Annotated in this window: 15 protein-coding genes, 4 pseudogenes and 1 riboswitch; of the genes and pseudogenes, 8 read left to right on the top strand and 11 right to left on the bottom strand. The window is 74.4% G+C overall.

All coding sequences use genetic code 11. The features are described from left to right. Positions 1-69: 69 nt before the first annotated feature. Positions 70-498 carry an STAS domain-containing protein gene (locus IRY44_RS05000; protein WP_194799282.1) on the bottom strand — a complete coding sequence of 143 codons (429 nt, stop codon included), beginning with the start codon at positions 496-498 and terminating at the stop codon, positions 70-72. A 155-nt stretch (positions 499-653) separates the two neighbouring features. On the opposite strand from IRY44_RS05000, the gene IRY44_RS04995 reads away from it, so the two are divergent. Continuing rightward, positions 654-1,673 carry an SMP-30/gluconolactonase/LRE family protein gene (locus IRY44_RS04995; RefSeq protein WP_194799281.1) on the top strand — a complete coding sequence of 340 codons (1,020 nt, stop codon included), beginning with the start codon at positions 654-656 and terminating at the stop codon, positions 1,671-1,673. A gap of 60 nt (positions 1,674-1,733) precedes the next feature. Here the strand turns inward: IRY44_RS04995 and IRY44_RS04990 are convergent, their stop codons facing one another. The 4 genes from IRY44_RS04990 to pdhA form a co-directional block, all read right to left on the bottom strand. Then, entirely contained in the window at positions 1,734-3,005 is a 1,272-nt protein-coding gene (locus tag IRY44_RS04990) for an Ig-like domain-containing protein (protein WP_194799280.1), read from the bottom strand. A 486-nt stretch (positions 3,006-3,491) separates the two neighbouring features. Then, positions 3,492-4,838, bottom strand: a complete 1,347-nt coding sequence (locus IRY44_RS04985; protein ID WP_194799448.1) for a dihydrolipoamide acetyltransferase family protein — start codon at positions 4,836-4,838, stop codon at positions 3,492-3,494. Between the two features lie 110 nt (positions 4,839-4,948). Further along, on the bottom strand, positions 4,949-5,953 hold the full coding sequence (locus IRY44_RS04980; RefSeq protein WP_194799279.1) for an alpha-ketoacid dehydrogenase subunit beta: 1,005 nt from the start codon (positions 5,951-5,953) through the stop codon (positions 4,949-4,951). Continuing rightward, positions 5,953-7,152, bottom strand: a complete 1,200-nt coding sequence (pdhA, locus tag IRY44_RS04975; RefSeq protein WP_194799447.1) for a pyruvate dehydrogenase (acetyl-transferring) E1 component subunit alpha — start codon at positions 7,150-7,152, stop codon at positions 5,953-5,955. Before pdhA ends, IRY44_RS04980 begins: the two co-directional genes overlap by 1 nt. A gap of 72 nt (positions 7,153-7,224) precedes the next feature. Here pdhA and IRY44_RS04970 point away from each other — a divergent pair, with 72 nt between their 5' ends. Then, positions 7,225-7,731, top strand: coding sequence for an Lrp/AsnC family transcriptional regulator (locus IRY44_RS04970; RefSeq protein WP_013286599.1), 507 nt, complete (start codon positions 7,225-7,227; stop codon positions 7,729-7,731). Between the two features lie 4 nt (positions 7,732-7,735). Here the strand turns inward: IRY44_RS04970 and IRY44_RS04965 are convergent, their stop codons facing one another. The 4 genes and pseudogenes from IRY44_RS04965 to IRY44_RS04950 all read right to left on the bottom strand — a co-directional run. Next, entirely contained in the window at positions 7,736-8,716 is a 981-nt protein-coding gene (locus IRY44_RS04965) for a DNA polymerase domain-containing protein (protein WP_194799278.1), read from the bottom strand. A gap of 34 nt (positions 8,717-8,750) precedes the next feature. After that, positions 8,751-10,758: pseudogene (locus IRY44_RS04960) on the bottom strand (hypothetical protein). A 9-nt stretch (positions 10,759-10,767) separates the two neighbouring features. After that, positions 10,768-11,235 (bottom strand): annotated as a pseudogene (locus IRY44_RS04955) (VWA domain-containing protein); the annotation flags it as partial. Further along, positions 11,234-11,824 (bottom strand): annotated as a pseudogene (locus IRY44_RS04950) (ABC transporter ATP-binding protein); the annotation flags it as partial. The pseudogenes IRY44_RS04955 and IRY44_RS04950, both read right to left, overlap by 2 nt. Positions 11,825-12,024: 200 nt before the next feature. Here IRY44_RS04950 and IRY44_RS04945 point away from each other — a divergent pair. Together IRY44_RS04945 and IRY44_RS04940 are read left to right on the top strand one after the other, a co-directional pair. Beyond that, positions 12,025-13,278, top strand: coding sequence for a sensor histidine kinase (locus tag IRY44_RS04945; RefSeq protein ID WP_370584855.1), 1,254 nt, complete (start codon positions 12,025-12,027; stop codon positions 13,276-13,278). After that, positions 13,275-13,942: pseudogene (locus tag IRY44_RS04940) on the top strand (response regulator). The gene IRY44_RS04945 and the pseudogene IRY44_RS04940 overlap by 4 nt, the downstream one beginning before the upstream one ends. A 26-nt stretch (positions 13,943-13,968) precedes the next feature. On the opposite strand, the gene IRY44_RS04935 reads toward IRY44_RS04940, so the two are convergent. Continuing rightward, positions 13,969-14,298, bottom strand: coding sequence for a hypothetical protein (locus tag IRY44_RS04935; RefSeq protein WP_135240406.1), 330 nt, complete (start codon positions 14,296-14,298; stop codon positions 13,969-13,971). A gap of 135 nt (positions 14,299-14,433) precedes the next feature. Here IRY44_RS04935 and IRY44_RS04930 point away from each other — a divergent pair, with 135 nt between their 5' ends. The 4 genes from IRY44_RS04930 to IRY44_RS04915 all read left to right on the top strand — a co-directional run bounded on the left by IRY44_RS04930 (position 14,434) and on the right by IRY44_RS04915 (position 18,252). Beyond that, the gene (locus IRY44_RS04930) at positions 14,434-15,165 is read left to right on the top strand and encodes a histidine phosphatase family protein (RefSeq protein ID WP_194799276.1); all 732 of its coding nucleotides are present in this window, start codon (positions 14,434-14,436) and stop codon (positions 15,163-15,165) included. Further along, on the top strand, positions 15,149-16,012 hold the full coding sequence (locus tag IRY44_RS04925; protein WP_194799275.1) for an NAD(P)H-hydrate dehydratase: 864 nt from the start codon (positions 15,149-15,151) through the stop codon (positions 16,010-16,012). Before IRY44_RS04930 ends, IRY44_RS04925 begins: the two co-directional genes overlap by 17 nt. 148 nt (positions 16,013-16,160) lie before the next feature. Next, positions 16,161-17,645, top strand: a complete 1,485-nt coding sequence (locus IRY44_RS04920) for a S8 family serine peptidase (protein WP_194799274.1) — start codon at positions 16,161-16,163, stop codon at positions 17,643-17,645. Between the two features lie 106 nt (positions 17,646-17,751). Further along, on the top strand, positions 17,752-18,252 hold the full coding sequence (locus tag IRY44_RS04915; RefSeq protein ID WP_194799273.1) for a hemerythrin domain-containing protein: 501 nt from the start codon (positions 17,752-17,754) through the stop codon (positions 18,250-18,252). A gap of 66 nt (positions 18,253-18,318) precedes the next feature. Here IRY44_RS04915 and IRY44_RS04910 read toward each other — a convergent pair whose 3' ends face one another. Further along, positions 18,319-19,125 carry an SDR family oxidoreductase gene (locus IRY44_RS04910; protein WP_194799272.1) on the bottom strand — a complete coding sequence of 269 codons (807 nt, stop codon included), beginning with the start codon at positions 19,123-19,125 and terminating at the stop codon, positions 18,319-18,321. A 106-nt stretch (positions 19,126-19,231) separates the two neighbouring features. Continuing rightward, a riboswitch (ZMP/ZTP riboswitch) is annotated at positions 19,232-19,321 on the top strand. Positions 19,322-19,337: the final 16 nt, after the last annotated feature.

Raw genomic sequence — 19,337 nt, 5'->3', positions numbered from 1 at the left:
CCGCCCTGTGCCCGGGCCGACGGTCCGCCGTTGCTCCGGCGGGCCGCCCGCGCCCGGGCCGCCGGCTGTTCAGGCCGCGCAGGCCACCAGCTCGCGAGCGCGGCCGGGCAGGTCCGGCGCGCGGTCGGGCAGGTTCTGGGCGCGGTCGGAGCAGCGCACCGGGAGCACCCGGTGCAGGCCGGTCACCCGCAGCACCCGGGCCACCACCGGGTCGGGGTCGGTGAGCACCAGCTCGCCGCCGCGGGAACGGACCCGCAGGTGGGTGGCGACCAGCGCGCGGACGCCGGCGGCGGAGAGCAGCCGCACACCGGACAGGTCGACCCGCAGCACCGGCCGGGCCGGCGCCGCCCAGAGCGCGGCCCGGAACGCCGTCACGGAGGCGATGTCGATCTCGCCGACCGGGCGCAGCTCGACCACGTGGTCGTGCACGTCCATCGCCACGTGGAAGCGCTCAACGCTGTGTACCATGCGGCCAAACCTACCCGGCCCCACCGACATTTCCGGGCCTCCCGGCGGGGGTTCCGGGTACTGTCCGGGACCCGACCCCGAGCCGCCTCAGGGTCATCCCGCAGCCGCCACGCCACGCCGCGCGGAACGCCGCGAAACGCCGTCGGGGACTGCCCGGCGCGACGCCGCCGGGCCACAATGAGCCGATGGTCGTCCCCCGCCCGCGCGCCCCACTGCTGATCCGGCCGGTCCGCGAGCCGGCGACGGTACCGCCGCCGCTCACCGGCCCCTGGTCGCCCGCAGACACCCGGCTCGACCGGGCCGACCTGCTGCCGCTGCCGGCCGGCGGGCACGGCCCGGAGGACGTCGTGGTCGACGGCGACGGCCGGGTGGTCAGCGGCGACGAGGACGGCCGGCTCTGGTGGTGGCCGGCCGACTCCCCGCCCGGCACGCCGCCGACCCTGCTGGCCGAGACCGGCGGCCGGCCGCTGGGCATCGAACGCGATCCGGTCGACGGCGGGTTGCTGGTCTGCGACGCGTACCGGGGGCTGCTGCGGGTCGACCCGGCCGGCCGGGTGCACGAGCTGACCGGGACCGCGCCGCCGGTGCACCTGGCCGACAACGCGGCGGTGGCGCGCGACGGCACCGTCTACTTCACCGACTCGTCCGACCGGTTCCCGCTCTCGCACTGGAAACGCGACCTGCTGGAGCACCGGCCCAACGGGCGGGTCCTCGCGTACGACAGGCGCACCGGGCGCACCGACGTGGTCGCGGACGGGCTCTACTTCCCCAACGGGCTCGCGCTCACCCCGGACGAGTCGGCGCTGATGCTCGCCGAGACCGCCACCCATCGGCTGCTCCGCCTCGACCTGCCGAGCGGGCGGGCCACGGTGCTCACCGACCTGCCCGCGTATCCGGACAACGTCTCGGGGGTCGGCGACGGCACGTACTGGGTCGCGCTGCCCAGCCCTCGGCTGCGGGCGATGGAACGGCTGCTGCCGCATCCCCGGGTCCGGCAGATCGTGGCCCTGCTGCCCGGCGCGGTGCAGCCGCAGCCGCGCCGCTACGGGCTGGTCGCGCTGGTCGACGGCGACGGCCGGGTGCTGCGCACGCTGCACGGCCCGAGCGGGGCGTACCCGATGGTCACCGGCGTGCGGCAGCACGGCCGCCACCTCTGGCTGGGCAGCCTGACCGCGGCCGGGGTGGCCCGCGTCGGCCTGGACTGAGACGACGCGGGGCCGGCCCGCGCGGACGCGGGCCGGCCCCGTGGCCGTTCCTCCCCAGGTTCAGCCGCCGCTGTTGCTCCGCGAGGGGGCCGGGGCCGGTGACGACCCGCCGGCCACCGCGCCCGGGTGCGGCGTGGCGCTCTGTGTGGGCTTCAGGCCCGCCGGTACGGGCAGCGCGCTGCCCTTGGCGAACTCGTCCCAGCTGACGTTCCAGGCGGTGAAGCCGTTGCCCTGGTCCAGCTTCACCTCGGTGCCCTTGACCGTCACCAGGTCACCGACCTGCGTGAAGCCCATCAGCCAGTCCGCGGCGGTGGCCGAGACGTTGGTGCAGCCGTGCGAGACGTTGGTGCTCCCCTGGTCGCCCTCCGACCACGGCGCCGAGTGGATGAACTCGCCGCCCCAGGTCAGCCGCTGGGCGTCGTCCACGTCGACCACGTAGCCGCCGTTCGGCTCACCCCGGGTGTCGAACGTGGTGTGCTCGTGCTTCTCCATGATCACCATGGTGCCGCTGGACGTCGGCGTGCTCTCCTTGCCGAGGCTGACCGGGATCTTCTTGAGCACCTTGCCGTCCTCGTAGACGGTCATCTGCTTCGTCCCGTTGTCGATGTCCAGGGTCACCTGCCGGCCGACCTTGGCGCTCGCGACCCGGTCGGAATCGCCGACCGCCTCCTTGCCGATGGGCAGCCCCTGCAGCGCGCTGCGCACGCTGATCTTCGTGCCCGGCTTCCAGCGGTCCGGCGCGCGGTACTCGGCCTGCTTGCCGTCGGCCACCCAGGACCAGGTGCCCGGCTGCGGCGGGTCGGTCTTCACGAACAGCCGGCGCTGCACGTCCGCGCGGGCCTCCTTCGGAATCGGCGGGTCGAATCCGAGCACGACCGGCATCGCCGTCCCGTACGTCTGATTCGGCCGGAAATACAATTCGCTGGTGACTGCCGGTTTGGTGGATTTGGCCATCGTCGTGAACGTCGTCTTCTGCGTGGCGGTCTTGCCGGAATCGCCGGTCGCGGTCACCTCCGCGGTGTACGTCCGGGAATTGGCGAGCGGCCGGTCCGGCACCCAGCCGGAACCGTCCTCCCGCGGCTGGGCCGGCACCGCGTTGCCCTTGTCGTCGGTCAGCTTGACGGCTGTCACCTTGCCGTTGCTCACCTTCGTGCCCACCTCCGCGCTGATCGGCACGTCCCGGGTACTGTCGGCCGGCGTCACGGAGACCGACGGCGGCGCCGCCTCGGCCCGCTTCGCCACCGACTTCGGGCCGGCGGTGCACGCGCCGACCGCCAGCGGCGCGGCTGCGACGGTCATCGCGAAAAGCGTCAGTCGGCGCCTCGCAAACATATTTCGCCCCCCATTTCCGAACCCTCTCGCCCACATTCTGTAGGCCCGGGATCGCGCCGTGGCACCTTCGGCGGAATTGCTCGGAAACGGTTGCGGAGAATCATGCCGGACAGGTAATTCCCGTCCCCGCTTGCGCCCCACGCGCCCTCCGCCCGGTTCGCCACCCCCTCGCTCGCCTCCCAGCACGCCCCGGCCCGTCGATCATGAAGTTGACGGCACACGGCGTCCGTTTTGTCCCCGCCAACCTCATGATCGACGGGACGGAGGCGATCCCACGCACCGGCACAACGGTCTCGCAAAGCGGGCAGCGCTGGAGGTGATCACCCCACGCCGCCCGCGTCATCGCCGCGATCTTGCAGTTGCAGCCCCGGACAAGAGTGCGAATCGGGCATATCGTGGACCGAAAGTGCAAGATCGCGGGCGGGCTGCGGGGACGGGCGCGGCCCCGGCCCTCCCACGGAGAGCCGGGGCCGGGAGCCGGACCGGTCAGACGTTGGCTACCAGGAGGGCCGGCTGCTCGACGCAGTCCGCCACGTGGCGCAGGAAGCCGCCGGCCACGCCGCCGTCGCAGACGCGGTGGTCGAAGGTGAGGCTGATCTGGGTCACCTTGCGGACGGCGAGCTGCCCGTCCACCACCCACGGCTTGTCCACGATCCGGCCGACGCCGAGCAGCGCCGCCTCCGGGTGGTTGATGATCGGCGTGGAACCGTCCACGCCGAACACGCCGTAGTTGTTGAGCGTGAACGTCCCGCCGGTCAGCCGCGCCGGCGGCAGCGTACCGGCCCGGGCCGCCGCAGTGGTCTCGGCGAGCGCGGCGGCCAGCTCCCGGGTGGTCAGCCGCTGCGCGTCGCGCAGCACCGGCACGACCAGGCCCCGGTCGGTCTGCGCGGCGATGCCCAGGTGCACGCCCCCGGACTGGACGATCCGCTGGCCCTCAGTGTCGACGTGCGCGTTGAGCTGCGGGTACCTCCGCAGGCCGCTGAGGCAGATCCGGGCCAGCAGCGCCAGGATGCTCACCGGCGAGTCCGGGTTGGCCGCGTTTATCGCGGCGCGCGTCTCCAGCAGGCCGGTGGCGTCCACGTCGACCCAGATGGTCACCTCGGGGATCTCCCGCCGGCTGCGGGAGAGCTTGTCGGCGATCACCTTGCGGATGCCGGTGAGCGGGATGACCGTGTCCCCGTCGCCCGCCGGGGCGAGCCCGACGTGGGCGGCCGGGGCGTCCGGCACCGCTGCGGGCCGGGTCGCCGGAGCGGGGGCGGTCACGGCGGCGTCCAGGTCGGCCCGGCGGATCACGCCGCCCGGCCCGGTGCCGCGCAGCGACGCCAGGTCGATGCCGTGCTCCTTGGCCAGGCGCCGCACGATCGGCGAGATGACCAGCGGCGCCGAAGCCGGAGAGCCAGTCGCCGGACCGGACGCGGGGCCCGTCGAGGCGGACGTGGCGGGCTCGGGGGCCAGCGCCAGCCGCGGCCGGCGCCGCCGCCGGCCCGATCCGCCGTGGCCGGTGCCGTAGCCGATCAGGACGTTGCCGGACCCGGCCCGCTCCTCCTCGCGGTAGGTGGCGTGCGGGTCGGGGGCGTCGTCGAGCGGGGCGATGGTGATCAGCGGCTGGCCGACCGGGCGTACCTCACCCGCGGCGCCGTGCAGGGCCACGACCCGTCCGGCGTACGGGCACGGCACGTCGACGACGGCCTTGGCGGTCTCCACCTCGACCACCGTCTGGTCCACGGTAACGACGTCGCCGACGGCGACCCGCCACTCGACGATCTCCGCCTCGCTCAGCCCTTCCCCGAGGTCCGGCAGGAGGAAGTCGCGGGTCCCAAGAGCCGTGCTCATGCCGTTCCGGCCGGGCATGCCCTCACGGCCCTCGCTCCGCTCGGTGCGTTCGGTCAGGCTGTGCTGACCGGGCATGCCCTCACGGCCCTCGCTCCGCTCGGTGCGTTCGGTCATGCCGCCACCCACCTCGTGTCGGGCTGGTCGTCCCACTGGAGCCGCGCCACGGCGTCCAGCACCCGGTCGACCGAGGGCAGGTGGGTGTGCTCCAGCATGGGCGCCGGGTACGGGATGTCCAGCCCGGACACCCGCAGCACCGGCGCGTGCAGCGCGTGGAAGCAGCGCTCCTGCACCCGGGCGGCGATCTCCGCCCCGACACCGGCGAAGCCCTGCGCCTCCTGGATCACCACGCATCGGCCGGTACGGCGGACCGAGGCGGTGACGGTGGCGTCGTCGAACGGCACGATGCTGCGGACGTCGACGACCTCCAGGTCCCAGCCCTCCTCGCGGGCGGCCTCGGCGGCGGCGAGCGCGACCGGCACCGCCGGGCCGTACGCGATCAGCGTGGCGTCGGTGCCGGGGCGGCGCACGACGGCGCTGCCGATCGGCGCGGTACGGGCCGGCAGTTCCGCTTCGGCGCTGGTGAAGTAGAGCTTCTTGGGCTCCAGGAACACCACCGGGTCGGGGTCGTCGATGGCGGCGCGCAGCAGCGAGTACGCGTCGTCCACAGTCGCGGGCGTGACCACCTTCAGGCCGGGCGTGTGCGCGTAGTACGCCTCGGACGAGTCGCAGTGGTGCTCCACGCCGCCGATGCCGCCGGCGTAGGGCACCCGGATGACGATCGGCACGCTCAACGCGCCACGGGTGCGGTTGCGCAGCTTCGCCACGTGCGAGGCGATCTGCTCGAACGCCGGGTACGCGAACGCGTCGAACTGCATCTCCACGACCGGCCGCAGCCCGGACATGGCGAGGCCGACGGCGAACCCGACGATGCCGGCCTCGGCGAGCGGGGTGTCGAAGCAGCGCTTGTCGCCGAACCGGGCCTGAAGCCCGTCGGTGATCCGGAAGACGCCGCCGAGCTGGCCGACGTCCTCACCAAAGACGAGCACGCGCTCGTCGTCGAGCATCGCGTCGGCGAGCGCCGCGTTGAGCGCCTTCGCCATGGTCATGGTGGCCATCAGGCGCTCCCCTCCGCGTCGGCGGCCAGCTCGGCCCGGACCATCTCGCGCTGCTCGACGAGTTGCGGCGTCGGCTCGGCGTACACGTGGTCGAACAGACTCAGCGGGTCCACGCTCGGCTGGGAGTCCATCCGGCGACGCAGCGTCGCGGCGTACTCCTCGGCCTCCTCGGCGACCGCCGCGACGGCGGCGTCGTCGAGCACGCCCTTGGCCCGCAGGTACGCCTCGAGCCGGGCGACCGGGTCGCGGTCGCGCCACGCCTCGACCTCGTCGGCGTCGCGGTAGCGGGTCTGGTCGTCGGCGTTCGTGTGCGGTTCCATCCGGTACGTGTGCGCCTCGACCAGGTAGGGGCCCTTGCCGGCGCGGGCGTGCGCGACGGCGCGCTCCAGCACCGCCAGGACGGCCACCGGGTCGTTGCCGTCGACCTGCTCGCTGGGTACGCCGTAGCCGACGCCCTTGTACGCGAGGCTGGGCGCGGCGGTCTGCCGGGACAGCGGCACGCTGATCGCGTACTTGTTGTTCTGCACGAGGTAGACGACGGGCGCCTTGAACACGGCGGCGAAGTTGATGCCCTCGTGGAAGTCGCCCTCGCTGGTGGCGCCGTCGCCGATGAACGCCAGCGCCACGGTGTCGCGACCCTGGTACGACTCGCCATAGGCCAGCCCGGCGGCGTGCACGCACTGGGTGGCGAGCGGGGTGCACTGCGGCGCGGTGTGCATGGCGGCCGGGTCGTACCCGCAGTGCCAGTCGCCGCGCAGCAGCGTGAGCACCTCGACCGGGTCGAGGCCGCGCGCGGTCAGCGCCATCGACTCGCGGTAGGTGGGGAACACCCAGTCGGTGTCGCGCAGCGCGAGGACGCCGCCGATCTGGCACGCCTCCTGGCCGCGCGCGGACGGGTAGACGGCGAGGCGGCCCTGCTTGGTGAGCGCGGTGGCCTGCACGTCGAAGCGGCGGCCGACGACCATCCGCCGGTACATCTCGCGCAGCGTCTCGACCGGCGGCTCCGGGTAGTCGTCGCGGGCCGGCAGCGGGGTCCCGTCGGGTTCGAGCAGCCGGACCGGTTCCCGCTGCGGCATGAAGCCGGCCGACGGGTCGGGTGCGGCCGGGGTGGTCTTCCGGCGGGTGCGCGGGGATGCCCTGCGGACCGCCTGGGGTGTGGTCGTCACGGCGGGGACCTCCTGGACGTGTGGTGGCCCTATGCTCCCGGTCGTGGATGATTGACTCAACATGCGGGATGAACGCGGGACGAATGGCACAGGAGGGCGGCTGAGATGAGCCAGGAGACCGGCGCCACACCGGGCGCGGCGGGCGGAACGGGACGTTCGGCCGGGCCGCTGGACGAGGTGGACCGGCGGATCCTCCGCGAACTGGTCCGCGACGCCCGCACGTCCATCCGTACGCTCGCCGAACGGGTGCACGTCTCCCGCACCAACGCGTACGCCCGGGTGGAGCGGCTGCTGCGCGACGGCGTGCTGACCGGGTTCACCGCGCGGGTCGCACCGGAGCCGGCCGGGCTGGGCACGTCGGCGTACATCGCGTTGACCATCGAGCAGAACACCTGGCGGGAGGTCTCCGCCGAGCTGGCCCGGGTGCGCTACATCGAGCACGCGGCGCTGCTCAGCGGCGAGCACGACGTCCTCGCCCTGGTCCGGGCACCCGACAACGCGACGTTGCGGGACGTGGTGCTGGACCGGGTGCAGAGCATCGCCGGCGTGCTGTCCACACGTACCTGGCTGGTGTTCGAGGAGTTCGACGGCACGCAGAGCCCCTGGGACTGACCGGTCAGCGCTCCGGCGGCGACTCCAGCCCTTCGGCGTCGGCCCGCTCCAGCAGCGCGTCCAGCGAGTACCGCCGCCCGTCCAGCCCGGCGTGCGGGTCGCCCCGCCCGGCGAACCGCTCGGGCATGCTGAGCACGTCGAAGTCCTCCGGCCGGGCGTCGTCCAGCTCGGCCCACTCCAGCGGCGCCGAGACCAGCGCCGCCGGGGTCGGCCGGATCGAGTACGCCGAGGTCATGGTGTGGTCGCGGGCCATCTGGTTGTAGTCGACGAAGACCGGCCGGTCCCGCTGGTCGCGCCACCACGTGGTGGTGACCAGGTCGGGCAGGCGGCGCTGCATCTCCCGGCCCAGCGCCAGCACCGCCCGCCGGCACTCGCCGAAGCTCCAGCGCGGCTCGATCGAGACGTAGACGTGGATGCCGCGCCCGCCGGTGGTCTTCGGGAAGCCCTCCAGGCCCAGCTCGGACAGGAACGCGCGTACCTCGTGCGCCACCGGCACCACCTGCGCGAAGTCGACACCGGGCATCGGGTCGAGGTCGATGCGCAGCTGGTCGGGGTGCTCCACGTCGTCCTTCGACACCGGCCACGGATGGAACCGCAGCGTGCCCAGGTTCGCCGCCCAGATCACCACGGCCAGCTCGCTCGGGGCGACCTCGTCGGCGGTACGCCCACTGGGGAACGTGATGTGCGCGGTACGGACCCAGTCGGGCGCGCCGGCCGGGAGCCGCTTCTGGTAGAACGCGTCACCCTTGTTCGTCTGCCGGGTGGCCACCTTGGCGCCCTCGAACACGCCGCGCGGCCAGCGTTCCAGCATGGTCGGCCGGTCCCGCAGCGCGCGCAGGATGCCGTCGCCGACGGACAGGAAGTAGCTGATCACGTCCAGCTTGGTCAGCCCGCGCTCCGGGAAGTAGGGCTTGTCGGGGCTGGAGACGCGGACCAGCCGCTTCCCCACCTGGATCTCCTGCGCCGCCGTGGTCGCCACCGTCACACCGTAGCGACCCGGCGCGGCCGTGGGGACCGGCTCACCGGGACTCCGCCGTCACCGACAGCCGGATCCAGGCGTCCACCCAGGCCCGTCCCGCCGGTTCGCCCGGGTCGGCGCCGAGCGCACCGGCCAGGCCCGCCACTGCCGCGCCGCAGCGATCCAGGCCGACTGCGGCGAGCCCGGCCGCCGTCGCGCGCAGCCGCTCCGGGAAGCCGGCCGGCAGGTGCCGCAGGCCGGTGTGCGCCGCCTGCGCGAGCAGCGCCGACGCCGCACCCAGCGCCGCGGCGACCGGGTCGGGCCGGGTGTCGACCGCGCCGGCCAGCCGGCCGTCGCCCACCCCGGGTGCCAGATCGGGTACGACCACCGCGTCGGCGACCACCGCCAGCGGCTCGACGACGAGTCCGTCGGCGCCCCGGCGCACCGTCCCGCTGACGTAGCGCGGCGGCCCGTGCGTGCCGTCCAGCGCCGCCGCGAGCGCGTCGAGTGCACCAGGGACGGCGGCGTGGTGGGTGGCGGTGATCGTCGCCGTGCCGCCGTCGGCCCCGGTCACCGTGGCGTGCAGGCGCTGCTCGCCGGCCGCGTACCCGATGGCGCGCACCTCGCCGAGCGCGAGGACCCGCACCGACTCGGCGGCGGTGCGGGGACCGCAGCGGCCGGGGTGGCCGCCCGGCCAGCTCGGCGGCGAGCGCGTCCGGGTCGCGGGTGAGCAGGCCGGGCGGCAGGCCGGACCACTCCCCCGCGCCGGGGGTGACAGTGGTGCGGGCCAGCCGGCCGGCGGCGATCCGGAGCCGGTGCGCGGCGCTGCGCACCGCCGACTCGGAGACCACGTTGCCGGTGGCCAGCGCGCCGAGCGTGGCGCCGGTGACGCGCCGTCCGGCCAGCTCGTGGCCGGTGGGCGGGCCGTCGTCGCCGGCGGGATAGGCGCGGTGCAGCACCAGCACGGAGACGGCCGCCGGGTGGGCGAGCACCACGTCCACGCCCACCTCGCCGCCGCTTTCGCGGACGCGGGCGCCGAGGCCGGTCAGCCGTACCCGCCGCAGCGGCGTCTCCGCCGGCTCGTGGGTGCCGAGTACCCGCTCCGCCGGAGTGGCACCCGCGTTCACCACCGCGCGCCGCCGGGCGGGCAACTCGGCGAGCAGGTCGGCGAGGGTCTCCGGCCGGTACCGGGCGCCGCGCGCGGCGTACGCCTCCAGCTGCCCGGCCAGGTCGTCCACCGCCAGCAGCGGCCAGCGCAGACCGGCCGCGTCGAGGTCACGCCGGACCGCCGCGAGCCGGGCGTCCACGCCGGAACCCAGGTGCGTGGCCCCGGTCAGCAGCACGTCGGCGGCCAACGCCACCGCCGCGTCCAGCGCCGGATGCTCCGTCACGGTGGCGGTTCCGCCGACTCGTACCTGCGCCTCGGGCCGGTCCGGCTGCTCCCGGTCGGCCGTCCGGCACGCCCACACGGCGAGGGCGATCGCCTCGCCGCCGTCGTCGGCCGCGTCGCCGCGCGCGTACCCGATCTGGCGCGGCACCAGGAAGCGCACAGTGCCGGTGGGCAGCTCCACGCGCGGCACCGGGTCGGCGGCGTCCGGCCGGTGGACCACGGCGGCGTAGCCGCGCCGCAGCCGCCGTCGCGCGGCGGTGAGCGCCGGCGCGCCGATCGCAGCGGCCAGTTCCTCGTCGGTGACGTCGCCCGGCGACCACCGCCACGGCTCGCTCCCGGCTGTGGCGTCCTCCCGGGCCGGCGCCGCAACCCGGCCCGGCGCGGCCTCGCGGTCCGGGGCGGCGGCGTGCGTGCGCTGGTAGGTCAGCACGACGGCGAGCAGGTGCCGGCACACGCCGGGCGCCGGGCAGGAGCAGATCCCGGCCGCGAGGCCGCCGCCCCCGGGCAGCGTCACAGTCACCCCGTCCGGGTACGCGGCACACACCGCACCGTCGGCGTCCTCGGTGAGCATCGGCCGCTCACCGGCGTCGACCTCCTTCGTGGCGCGCTTCACCAGGCCCCTGTTGCTCAGCGCGGCCAGCACGTCCGGGGTGAGCGCGATCAGGTCGTCACGGGTCATCCGGTCCCCCTACCGGCCCACGTGCTCGGCCACGAAGGCGGCCAGCTCGCCCGGCGTCATCGCGCCTACCGCAGCGCCCACGTCGGCCAGCCGCTGGGCGGTGGCCCGGTCGTACGCCGGGTCGGCCTCCTCGTCCAGCGCGGCCAGCGCGAGCACGTGCGTGCCCTGCTCCACGAGCTGCTTCACCGACCGGACCAGACGTCCGGCGTCGCCGCCCTCGTAGAAGTCGGACACCAGCGCGACGATCGTCCGGCGCGGGTTCTCCACGAGCTGCGCGCCGTACGCGACCGCGCGGGCGATGTCGGTGCCGCCGCCGAGCTGCACCTTCATCAGCAGCTCCACCGGGTCGTCCACGTCGGAGGTCAGGTCGACCACGTCGGTGTCGAAGGCGACCAGGTGGGTGCGGACGCCCGGCAGCCCCCACAGGCAGGCGGCGGTCACCGCGGCGTGGATCACCGAGCCGAGCATCGAGCCGGAGCACGATGGTCTGGCCGCTGCGGCGCAGGTCGTCGAGCAGGCGCCGGACGTCCTCACCGGACGCGGTGTCCAGCGCGCCGGTCGGCTCGTCGGCCAGCAGGAGCGTGGGCCGGTTGACCAGGGCGCGGGCGACGGCGACGCGCTGGCGCTCACCCCCGGAGAGGCGTCCCGGGTACGCGTGCGCGTGCCGGGCGATGCCGAGCGAGTCCAGCAGGGAGGCCGCGTGTTCGCGCGCCGCGCGGGCCGGCGCGCCGGCCAGTTGGGCGGGCAGCAGGACGTTGTCCAGCACGGTCAGGTCGTCGAGCAGGTTGAAGAACTGGAAGACCAGTCCCACGTGCGCGCGCCGGAACCGGGCCGACGCGGCCTCGCCGAGCTTGTCCAGCCGGGTGCCCGCGACGGTCACCGTGCCGGCGTCCGGCCGGTCGAGCGCGGCGAGCAGGTTGAGCAGTGTGGACTTCCCGCTGCCGGAGGGGCCGAGTACCGCCACGCACTCGCCGGGCCGGACGGTCAGCGACACGTCGTGCAGCGCGGGCGGTCCTTCGCCGTAGCGGCGGGTCACCCCGCGTACGTCGATCACCGGATCGGTCATGTGTCGCCCCTTGCGGTCGGGTCGGGCCGGTCTACTGGACGCCGTGACGTTAGGGGCGGATCCGGGGGCCGGGCATCGGTCCGGCGACGCATCGCCGTACCGCCGGAGGTGGATCTTCGCCCGGGGTCATCCCTGCGATGTAGTCGCACTGCACACCGGGGCCGATGCCCCGGCCGGGCACCGGCGGCGAGAATGGACGCGTGAGAGGCATCGTGGCGACCGGGCCGCTGCCGCGGCCGGGCTGGCGCGCGCTGCTGCTCGACGCGGCGCTGGCGGGGGTGCTCGGGCTGGTGTGCTTCCAGGCCGCCACCGACGACGTCGGCGTCCCGCCCCCGCCGTTGCCGCCGCCACTGCCGCTGCCGCCGTTGGCGGTCCCGCCGGAGACGCAGCCGGCGCAGCCCGGGTCGACGCTCGGGGCACTGCTGCTGGTCTTCGTCATGTGCGCGCCGCTGGTGCTGCGCCGCCGGTATCCGCTCGCGGTGCTCTGGGCGACGACGGCCGCCGCGTCACTGGTGCTGGTGACCGACGGGGAGCGGCAGCCGGCCCTGTACCCGTGCGTGGTGCTGACCTGCCTCGTCGCCGTCTACAGCGCGGCGGCGCACAGCCCGTACCGGCTGCCGGTGCTGGCATCGGTCCCGGCGGTGGCGCTGCTCGCCCTGGGGCTGCGGGAGCTGATGCCGGTCACGGTGCCCGCGGCCAACCTGCCGTTCGTCGTGCTGGCCCCGCTGGTGGCCGCCGCGGGCGGCCACCACGTGTGGCGGCGACGGGCGGGTGAGGACCGGCGGCGGCTCACCGCCGAGGCCCGCGCCCACGAGCAGGCGCTGCGCGACGCGGTCGCCGGTGAACGGGCCCGCATCGCCCGGGAACTGCACGACGTCGTGACGCACCACGTCAGCGTGATGGTCATCCAGGCCGGCGCCGCCCGGACGGTGCTCGCCGCCGCCCCGGATCAGGCGCGGGAGGCGCTGCTCGCCGTCGAGTCGACCGGCCGGTCCGCGCTCACCGAGCCGCGGCACGTCATGGGCCTGCTGGCGGATTCCGAACCGGACGACCCGGAGGACCCGCAGCCCGGGATCGAGGGCCTGCCCGAGCTGATCGAACGCGTGCGTGACGCCGGCGTGCCGGTACGGCTGACCATCTCCGGCGAGCGCCGGCCGGTCATCTCCGGTGTCGGGCTGACCGCCTACCGCGTGGTGCAGGAGGCGCTGACGAACATGGTCCGGCACGCGCCCGGCGCCGCGGGCACCGTCGTCGTCGAGTACTCGCCGGATAGCCTGCGGATCGAGGTCGGCAACACCGAGCCCGGCGTCCCGGCCGCCATCGGGGTCTCGGGCGGGCGCGGCCTGATCGGGCTGCGGGAGCGCCTCGCCGTCTACGGTGGGACGTTGCGCGCCGGCGCCCGGCCGGGCGCCGGCTACCACGTCGAGGCACTGATCCCGTGGGAGGCGCCATGACGGTACGAGTGGTGGTCGCCGACGACCAGGCACTGGTCCGTACCGGGTTCCGCATGATCCTCACGGCCGGTGGGGTGGACGTGGTGGCCGAGGCGGCGACGGGCGCGGAGGCGGTGGACGCGGTCCGCCGTACCCGGCCCGACGTGGTGCTCATGGACGTGCGCATGCCCGAGCTCGACGGTCTCGAGGCCACCCGCCGCATCCTCACCGGGGCCGTCGCGGCGCCCCGGATCATCATCCTCACCACGTTCGACCTGGATCAGTACGTCTACGCCGCGCTCGCCGCCGGGGCGAGCGGCTTCCTGCTCAAGGACGTGACGCGGAACACCTGGTCGCGGCCGTACGCATGGTGCAGGACGGTGACGCGCTGCTCGCGCCGGCCATCACCCGCCGGCTGGTGCGGCGCTTCGCCCGCCGCGACCCGGAGACGGCGGCGGTGCACCGCGACCTGGCCACGCTGACCCGTCGCGAGACGGAGGTCCTGCGCCTGCTGGCCGGCGGCCTGAGCAACGCCGAGCTGGCGGCGGCGCTGCACCTGTCCGAGGCGACGGTGAAGACCCACGTCGCCCGCATCCTCGCCAAGCTCCGTCTGCGCGACCGGGTCCAGGCGGTGGTGGTCGCCTACGAGACGGGCCTCGTGAGTCCCGGTTCGCCGGGGGACTGATCGGTCCGGCGACGGCCGTCACGTGCTCAGGTGATCAGCAGCGCACCGACGACGATCAGCGGCACCGAGACGAACAGGAAGATGCCGACGCCGGTGAGCACCCGCCCGCCGCCGCCGTCCTCCCGCTCGGGCGCCAGACCGAAGGTCGAACGGGCCGGCAGCATGCCGATGCGGCTCAGCGTGAGGTCGCCGGTCATCCCGATCACGGCGCCGACGATCATGAACGCCACGCCCAGCCGGTGCGTGAAGTCGCCGCCGCCGACCGCCACCCAGATGCCGACCGCCGCCGCGATCACCACGGCGGCGATCAGGAAGAGCACCAGCGCCTCCCGCAGACCCCGCACCACAGTCGCCATGTGCGCCTCCCTCGGACCCGAGCCGTCCGTCCCGCGTCGTGGGACATTGTGCCGGGTCGATGCACGGCGGCGTAGTCCCGCGCCGGGCCGGTCCGGCACGGTTATCCCCGGTCGAGCCCGGGTACCGGGAGCCGCATGGCGGAGTTGGGATCGCTCTGGATCGTCCGGCACGGCGAGAGCACGGCGAACGTGGCGGCCACGGCGGCCGAGACGTCCGGCGCCGAGCTGATCGACCTCAGCCACCGGGACGCGGACGTGCCGCTGTCGCCGACCGGCGAGGAGCAGGCGCGGGCGACCGCCCGCTGGCTGGCCGGGCTGCCGGAGTCGAGGCGGCCGGACGTGGCGGTGGTGTCGCCGTACCTGCGTGCGGTGCGCACGGCCGAGCTGGCGCTCGACGGCACCGGGATCCCGGCGAGCGTCGACGAGCGGCTGCGCGACCGGGAGCTGGGCGTCCTCGACGGGCTCACCGGCCACGGCGTGACCCGGCGCTACCCGGAGGAGGCGCAGCGGCGTACCCGCCTCGGCAAGTTCTACTACCGCCCGCCCGGCGGCGAGTCCTGGACCGATGTGGCGCTGCGGCTGCGGGCGCTGCTCGGCGACCTGCGCCGCGACCACGAGGGGGGCCGGGTGCTGCTGTTCGGCCACGACGCGCTGGTCTTCCTGCTGCGCTACCTGGTGGAGGGGCTCACCGAAGCGGAGCTGATGGCGCTGACCCGCGAGCACGTGATCGCCAACTGCTCGGTCACCGCCTGGCACGCCGACGACGCCGGCCGGCTCGTGCCGGAGGTGTTCAACGACGTCGCCCACCTGCACCGGCAGGGGGCGAAGCCCACCAGGGAGGACGAGGTCAATGCCGAGCCGGTCTGACGTGATCACCCCCGCGCTGCTGCGGGACTGGGCGCTGCCGGTGCCCACCGGCGGCAAGGAGGCGCGCGGCACCGTGCTGGTGGTCGGCGGCTCCCGGTTCACCCCCGGCGCGGTGCTGCTGGCCGGGGTGGCAGCGCTGCGGGCCGGCGCCGGCGTGCTCCAGCTCGCCGCGGCCGAGTCGACTGCGGCGTCGCTGAGCATCCAGGTGCCCGAGGCGCTCGTGATCGGCCTGCCGGAGACCGGCGACGGCGCGGTCCGCGGCGACCCGGGCGACCTGCTCCGCGGCCTGGTCACCGAGGCCGACGTGGTGGCGGTCGGACCCGGCCTGACGGACATCGAGGCCACCGGGGAGCTGCTGCGCCTGGTCCTGGACGCGGCCGGCCGGGAGACCGCGCTGGTGCTCGACGCGTACGCGCTCGGCGCGCTCAGCCACGCGCCGGATTTGCTGGCCGGGTCCGGCCGCAAGGCGGTGCTCACTCCCAACCTGACCGAGGCGCGGCACCTGCTGGGCCGCGATCCGGGCGACGACCTGGACGCCGAGGCGGTGGAACTGGCCGGCCGGTACGACGCGGTCGTCTCGCTGTACGGGCACATCGCGACGCCGGACGGCCGAGCCTGGCGGGAGGAGAGCGGAGACGCCGGACTGGGCACCTCGGGCAGTGGCGACGTGCGGGCCGGACTGCTCGCGGGTCTGCTCTCCCGGGGCGCCGACCCGGCGCAGGCGGCCTGCTGGGCGGCGTTCGCGCACGCGGTGAGCGGGCAACGGCTGGTCCCCCGGTACGGGCGGATCGGCTTCCTCGCCCGGGAACTGCTCGACGAGATCCCCTGCACGATCGCCACCGTCTGACGATCCACTTCACCGGGCTCCCACCACGTGTAACACCCCGGGAGGCGGTGGCGCTGGTCCGGGCGAGGCCGGTACTTCGCCGTGCCTCCGCCCGGACCGCAGCCCGCTCAGGGGTGCGGTCCACCCGCACGAACCCCTGGGAGTCTGTGTGAACAACCTCCGTCGCAAGACACTCGCCGCGGCGTCGGCAGTGACGCTCGGCGCCGGGCTCGCCCTCATCGGCGCCACGGCACCGGCCGCGGCCGTCGGACCGGAAACCTCTTACATCGTGCTCGCCCCGCAGGGCAACAGCACCGCCAAGGCCGCCGCCCGCGTGGCGGCCGCCGACGGCACCGTGGTGGCCGCGTACGACAAGATCGGTGTGCTGGTCGTGCGCTCGTCCGCCCCGGACTTCGCCACCCGGGTGGCGGGCGCCGGCGTCGAGTCGGTCGCCTCCACCGCCGGCCTGGGCACCGCCCTGGACGAGGGCGAGACGGTCGAGGTGCCGGCCGCCGCCGTCGCCGCGGCCACCGGCGACCCGACCGCCGAGCCGCTCTACAACCTGCAGTGGGACATGCCCCAGATCCGCGTCCCGCAGGCGCACGCCGTGACCGGCGGCAGCCCGTCGGTCGTGGTGGGTGTGCTGGACAGCGGCGTCTCCAGCAGCCACCCGGACCTGGCGACCCAGATCGCCAAGGACAAGAGCGCCTCCTGTGTGGGCGGCGTCCCGAACACCGCCGAGGCCGCGTGGAACCCCACCACCAGCGACCACGGCACGCACGTGGCCGGCACCATCGCCGCCGCCGTCAACGGCGTCGGTGTCACCGGTGTCGCGCCGGGCGTGAAGGTCGCCGCCGTCAAGGTGGTGAACGACGACGGCTACATCTTCCCGGAGGCCGCGGTCTGCGGGTTCATGTGGGCCGCCGAGCACGGCATGCAGCTGACCAACAACAGCTACTACATCGACCCGTGGGAGCTGAACTGCCGCAACGACGCGCGTCAGCGCCCGGTGTGGAAGGCCGTGCAGCGGGCCCTGCGCTACTCGCAGTCCCAGGGCGTGCTGCACGTCGCGTCGGCCGGTAACTCGAACTACGACCTCGCCCACAAGATCACCGACACCGGCAGCCCGAACAACGGCACGCCGGAGGAGCGCGAGAACCTCACCAACGCCTGCCTCGACCTGCCGGCCGAGGCGCCGGGCGTGGTGACCGTCGCGGCCGTCGGCCCGACCGGGGAGAAGAGCTACTACTCCTCGTACGGCCAGGGCGTGATCGACGTGACCGCGCCGGGTGGCGACACCCGGTTCCGGACCCAGGGCGCCCGCTCGACGTCCGCCGACGGCATCCTGTCCACCACCTTCAACACCGCCACCCGCACCAACGGGTGGGGCTACAAGCAGGGCACCTCGATGTCCAGCCCGCACGCTACCGGCGTCGCGGCGCTGGCGCTGTCCGCGCACCCGGGCATGACGCCGGGCCAGCTGGCCTCGTTCCTGGAGCGCACGGCGGTCGCGAAGTCCTGCCCGTCGGGCGTCTACAACCCCGTTCCGCTGATCCCGGCGGGCCCGAACGCGTACGACGCGACCTGCTCCGGCGGGAACCGCAACGGGTTCTACGGCGCCGGCGTCGTGGACGCGTACAACGCGGTGAAGTAACCGGTATCCGCGTGGACCGGGCCCGGCGATCACGCCGGGCCCGGCCTGTTTGTCCTGGTGGGGCGCCGGGTAGGGGGGCACCGTCAGCCGACTTAGGAGGTAACCGGTGTCCACCGATGCGATCGTCCTGCTCAAGGAGGACCACAAGGAGATCCGCCGCCTGTTCAAGGCCTTCCAGGAGGCCGAGGAGGGACCGGCGAGCAAGCGCGGGAAGATCGTCGGGCAGATCCTCGAAGCCCTCACGGTGCACACCTACCTCGAGAACGAGGTGATGTACCCGGAGGTCCGCGAACTGGTGCCCGACGTCGAGGACGACGTCCTGGAGTCGTACGAGGAGCACCACGTCGCGGACGTGCTCTGCTTCGAGCTGTTCACGATGGACGCCGGCGACGAGCGGTACAACGCCAAGACGACGGTGCTGATCGAGAACGTGCTGCACCACATCGAGGAGGAGGAGCAGGAGTGGTTCCCGAAGGTCCGCGAGGCGCTCGGCCGTAACCGGCTCCAGGAGATCGGCCGGCGGATGCTCGACCTGCGCCCGAAGGCGCCGAAGACGCCGACCGCCCCGAAGGCGCTGAAGAAGTCGCTGGACGCCGTGGTCGCCTGACACCGGCCGCGTTACGCGAGCGGGACCGCCCCTCGGCGAAGGGGCGGTCCCGCTCGCATGGTGGGGTCAGTCGCCGGAGCCGGGCTCGGCCATCTTGCGGTGCTGCTCGGCCTTCAGCCGATCCGGAACGATCTTCCCGGCCGCCACCTGGATCTTGTTGACCAACGAGCCGGCCGCGACCTTGTGCTCCCCCTTCATCAGCGCCTCGAACGCGTCCTCGGCCACCTTCCGGGGGTCGTCCTTGGGCCCCTGGCCGACCCGGGTGTCGGTCATGTCGGCACGGTCGAAGAACTCGGTGTCGGTCGGGCCCGGCATCAGCGAGGTGACCGTGACGCCGGTGTCCTTCAGCTCGTTGCGCACCCCCTCGGCGAAGGACTGCACGAACGACTTCGAGGCGTTGTAGACCGCCTGGTACGCCCCGGGCATGGTGGCGGCGATGGACGAGGTGAACAGCACCCGCCCGGCGCCCCGGCGGACCATGTCCGGCAGCAGCAGCTTCGCCAGGTGCACGGTCGATCGGACGTTCAGGTCGATCACGGTGAGCTCGTCGGCCAGGTCGGTGCCGCCGACGAAGTCGCCGCCCTCGCCGCGCCCGGCGTTGAGCGCCAGCGCGTCGACCGGCCGGCCCAGGCCGGTCACCTCGCCGGCCAGCCGGGTGACGCCCTCGGGCGTAGCCAGGTCCACCCGGACCGGGTACACCTCCGGGCCGCCGTCGCGCCGCAGGTCACCGGCCGCGCGCTCGATCGCCGCGTCCTCGGCGGCGACCACCACGTCGTAGCCGTGCTCGACGAACTGGACCGCAAGCTCGTACCCGATGCCGCTGGACGCGCCGGTCACCACGGCGAGCGGCCGTCCGGTGCTCGGTGTGGTCATGGTCGTGCCTCCTCTCCCCCGGGCCGGGCCGGGGCCGGCCCTCCCCCACGGTGTGCCCCGGGACGGGCGGCCCAACCCCGCAGGTCCCGGCCGGGCCGGTAGGATCGGCACGGGCCGTGACTGGCGCGTGGAGATGGAGCACCATCGGGGAGCGGCCTCGTCATGAGGACGCATGCCGAGCGCCTGGGCCTTCCGCACGTCACCTGGAGGTC

Source organism: Micromonospora sp. ANENR4, from assembly GCF_015354395.1.
Taxonomy (GTDB): Bacteria; Actinomycetota; Actinomycetes; order Mycobacteriales; family Micromonosporaceae; genus Micromonospora; species Micromonospora aurantiaca.
The sequence above is the reverse complement of the archived record's forward strand: the minus strand, read 5'-3'. Positions and strand labels throughout refer to the sequence as shown.